Origin of the sequence: Sphingobacterium corticis (genome assembly GCF_042684745.1) — a bacterium.
Lineage (GTDB): Bacteria > Bacteroidota > Bacteroidia > Sphingobacteriales > Sphingobacteriaceae > Sphingobacterium > Sphingobacterium corticis.
In genome coordinates, this window is the sequence record NZ_JBHUMA010000001.1 from 1 (window position 1) to 4,300 (window position 4,300).

A 4,300-nucleotide genomic window follows, 5' to 3' on the forward strand; every position below is an offset into this window, starting at 1 on the left:
AAAAAGACAATTTCTAATTATTTTATATAAATAGTTAGGTGTCGAACAATTCATTTTTACAATGGAGAGTTTGATCCTGGCTCAGGATGAACGCTAGCGGCAGGCCTAATACATGCAAGTCGAACGGGATCTGAGGATAGCTTGCTATCCGATTTGAGAGTGGCGCACGGGTGCGTAACGCGTGAGCAACCTACCCATATCAGGGGGATAGCCCGAAGAAATTCGGATTAACACCGCATAACACAATGAGTTGGCATCAGCTTATTGTTAAATATTTATAGGATATGGATGGGCTCGCGTGACATTAGCTAGTTGGTAAGGTAACGGCTTACCAAGGCGACGATGTCTAGGGGCTCTGAGAGGAGAATCCCCCACACTGGTACTGAGACACGGACCAGACTCCTACGGGAGGCAGCAGTAAGGAATATTGGTCAATGGAGGCAACTCTGAACCAGCCATGCCGCGTGCAGGATGACTGCCCTACGGGTTGTAAACTGCTTTTGTACGGGAATAACCCCTATTATGTATAATAGGCTGAATGTACCGTAAGAATAAGGATCGGCTAACTCCGTGCCAGCAGCCGCGGTAATACGGAGGATCCAAGCGTTATCCGGATTTATTGGGTTTAAAGGGTGCGTAGGTGGCTTAATAAGTCAGGGGTGAAAGACATCGGCTCAACCGATGCAGTGCCTTTGATACTGTTGAGCTTGAATTATGTTGAAGATGGCGGAATGAGACAAGTAGCGGTGAAATGCATAGATATGTCTCAGAACACCGATTGCGAAGGCAGCTGTCTAAACATGGATTGACACTGATGCACGAAAGCGTGGGGATCGAACAGGATTAGATACCCTGGTAGTCCACGCCCTAAACGATGATAACTCGATGTTAGCGATATACAGTTAGCGTCTTAGCGAAAGCGTTAAGTTATCCACCTGGGGAGTACGCCCGCAAGGGTGAAACTCAAAGGAATTGACGGGGGCCCGCACAAGCGGAGGAGCATGTGGTTTAATTCGATGATACGCGAGGAACCTTACCCGGGCTTGAAAGTTACTGAATGATTTAGAGATAGATCAGTCCTTCGGGACAGGAAACTAGGTGCTGCATGGCTGTCGTCAGCTCGTGCCGTGAGGTGTTGGGTTAAGTCCCGCAACGAGCGCAACCCCTATGTTTAGTTGCCAGCATGTAATGGTGGGGACTCTAAACAGACTGCCCGTGCAAACGGAGAGGAAGGTGGGGACGACGTCAAGTCATCATGGCCCTTACGTCCGGGGCTACACACGTGCTACAATGGCCGATACAGCGGGCAGCTACCTGGCAACAGGATGCGAATCTCGAAAAGTCGGTCACAGTTCGGATCGGGGTCTGCAACTCGACCCCGTGAAGTTGGATTCGCTAGTAATCGCGTATCAGCAATGACGCGGTGAATACGTTCCCGGGCCTTGTACACACCGCCCGTCAAGCCATGAAAGTTGGGGGTGCCTAAAGCATGTAACCGCAAGGAGCGTGTTAGGGCAAAACCGATAATTGGGGCTAAGTCGTAACAAGGTAGCCGTACCGGAAGGTGCGGCTGGAATACCTCCTTTCTAGAGATACGGTAATCGTATTCTTGCCACGCACATGACATTACTTTAATAAAAGATTAGAAAGAATAGACACGATAGGAAATACAGTACCTGTCCCCATTTAAGGAGATAAGATAAAAGGTAAGTATAACCCAAGTAGAAGAAAGATATAGCTAGTCCCGTAGCTCAGTTGGTTAGAGCACTACACTGATAATGTAGGGGTCAGCAGTTCAAATCTGCTCGGGACTACCAATAAGTATTGTGAGCTAGGATAAAGTAGAAAGTATTTAGTAGCTAGTACTTAGTAATTAGATAGGGCGACCTGAAAATGAAAAGTCTACATACTAGCATCTAACTACTACTATCTAAAATCACAGGACTATGATTATCAACTACCCGGGGAATTAGCTCAGCTGGCTAGAGCACCTGCCTTGCACGCAGGGGGTCAACGGTTCGAATCCGTTATTCTCCACTATTTTTAAGTAAGAAGTTATAAGTCGAAAGTTAGAAAATCATATAGTTCGCTATATATTTCTCACTTCTGAATTCATACTTCAAACTTTGAAAAACCGTTCTTTGACATATTGAGAGAAAGAAGACACAAGAAAAGAAACAACAGAGCATATCTGTACTGCTTTTCGAAGTAGTACAGAAAAAATCGTCCCATACCGAGCAAAAGGGGTATGCGGATATGAAGAAAGTAACAAAGGGCACACGGGGGATGCCTAGGCTCTCAGAGGCGATGAAGGACGTGATAAGCTGCGATAAGCTTCGGGGATTAGCAAATGTGACTTGATCCGAAGATTTCCGAATGGGGCAACCTAACTAGTGGAAGACTAGTTGTATAATACGCGAACGCGCCGAACTGAAACATCTAAGTAAGCGTAGGAGGAGAAAATAATAATGATTTCGTAAGTAGTGGCGAGCGAACACGAAAGAGCCCAAACCATAGTTGTTACGGCAATTATGGGGTTGTAGGACCACGATATTGTATTGTCGCTATGAACTGGAAGCAGGTGGGAAACTGCGCGAGACGGGTGATAGCCCCGTACAGGTAAAGAATGACAGCATAGTGGTATCCTGAGTAGGGCGGGACCGGAGAAATCCTGCTTGAATCTGCCAGCACCATCTGGTAAGGCTAAATACTCCTGAGAGACCGATAGTGAACCAGTACCGTGAGGGAAAGGTGAAAAGAACCCCGAACAGGGGAGTGAAAAGAACCTGAAACCGTGTGCTTACAAGCGGTCGGAGCGGATTTATTCTGTGACGGCGTGCCTTTTGCATAATGAGCCTACGAGTTACTCTTGTCCGGCAAGGTTAATTGGTTAAGCCAAGGAGCCGCAGCGAAAGCGAGTCTGAATAGGGCGTATAGTCGGATGAGGTAGACGCGAAACCTTGTGATCTACCCTTGGGCAGGTTGAAGTTGCAGTAACATGTAATGGAGGACCGAACCGATAAACGTTGAAAAGTTTCCGGATGACCTGAGGGTAGGGGTGAAAGGCCAATCAAACTGGGAAATAGCTCGTACTCCCCGAAATGTTTTTAGGAACAGCGTCGATATAAAGTCTTGCAGAGGTAGAGCTACCGATTGGGTGCGGGGGAGTCAAATCCTACCAAATCCAGACGAACTCCGAATGCTGTAAGATATGATCGGCAGTGAGGCTTTGGGTGCTAAGGTCCAAGGCCGAGAGGGAAAGAACCCAGACCATCAGCTAAGGTCCCTAAATATACGCTAAGTTGAACTAACGAGGTCCGGTTGCCCAGACAGCTAGGATGTTGGCTTGGAAGCAGCCATTCATTTAAAGAGTGCGTAACAGCTCACTAGTCGAGCGACCGGGCGTGGATAATAAACGGGCATCAAGTGTATTACCGAAGCTATGGATTGTATACGTTAGTATACACTGGTAGGGGAGCATTCTATTGGGGGTGAAGCAGCATGGTGACGTGTTGTGGACTGAATAGAAAAGCAAATGTAGGCATAAGTAACGATAAGGCGGGTGAGAAACCCGCCCACCGAAAGACTAAGGTTTCCTGATCAACGCTAATCGGATCAGGGTTAGTCGGGGCCTAAGGCGCATCCGAATGGAGGTAGCCGATGGACAACGGGTTAATATTCCCGTACTTTTATATACTGCGATGTGGTGACGGAGTAGTGACACTGCCGCGAACTGACGGAATAGTTCGTTGAAGTGCGTAGGTATATTTTCTGTAGGCAAATCCGCAGAGAATGCTGAAACACGATAGTACTGCAAAGCTTCGGCGGCGCAGATAGTGCAGGTAATCAGACTTCCAAGAAAACCCGCTAAGCTTCAGGTATATAAAACCCGTACCGTAAACCGACACAGGTAGTCGAGGAGAGAATCCTAAGGTGCTCGAGTGAATCATGGCTAAGGAACTCGGCAAAATGGCCCTGTAACTTCGGGAGAAGGGGCGCTGTCTCTAGCGATAGAGCAGCCGCAGTGAAAAGGCCCAGGCGACTGTTTAGCAAAAACATATGGCTTTGCAAAATCGAAAGATGAAGTATAAGGCCTGACACCTGCCCGGTGCTGGAAGGTTAAGAGGGGATGTCATCGCAAGAGAAGCATTGAATCGAAGCCCCAGTAAACGGCGGCCGTAACTATAACGGTCCTAAGGTAGCGAAATTCCTTGTCGGGTAAGTTCCGACCTGCACGAATGGTGTAACGATCTGGGCGCTGTCTCAGCCATGAGCTCGGTGAAATTGTGGTATCGGTGAA

General features: G+C 47.7%; 2 tRNA genes and 2 rRNA genes. All 4 read left to right on the forward strand.

Features of this window, described 5'->3' with window-relative positions:
- Positions 1-58 precede the first annotated feature (58 nt).
- Positions 59-1,586, forward strand: a 16S ribosomal RNA gene (locus tag ACFSQ3_RS00005).
- A gap of 154 nt (positions 1,587-1,740) precedes the next feature.
- Positions 1,741-1,817, forward strand: a tRNA-Ile gene (locus ACFSQ3_RS00010).
- A 146-nt stretch (positions 1,818-1,963) separates the two neighbouring features.
- Positions 1,964-2,037: transfer RNA gene (locus ACFSQ3_RS00015), tRNA-Ala, on the forward strand.
- Positions 2,038-2,259: 222 nt separating this feature from the next.
- Positions 2,260-4,300: ribosomal RNA gene (locus ACFSQ3_RS00020) — 23S ribosomal RNA — on the forward strand; the annotation flags it as partial.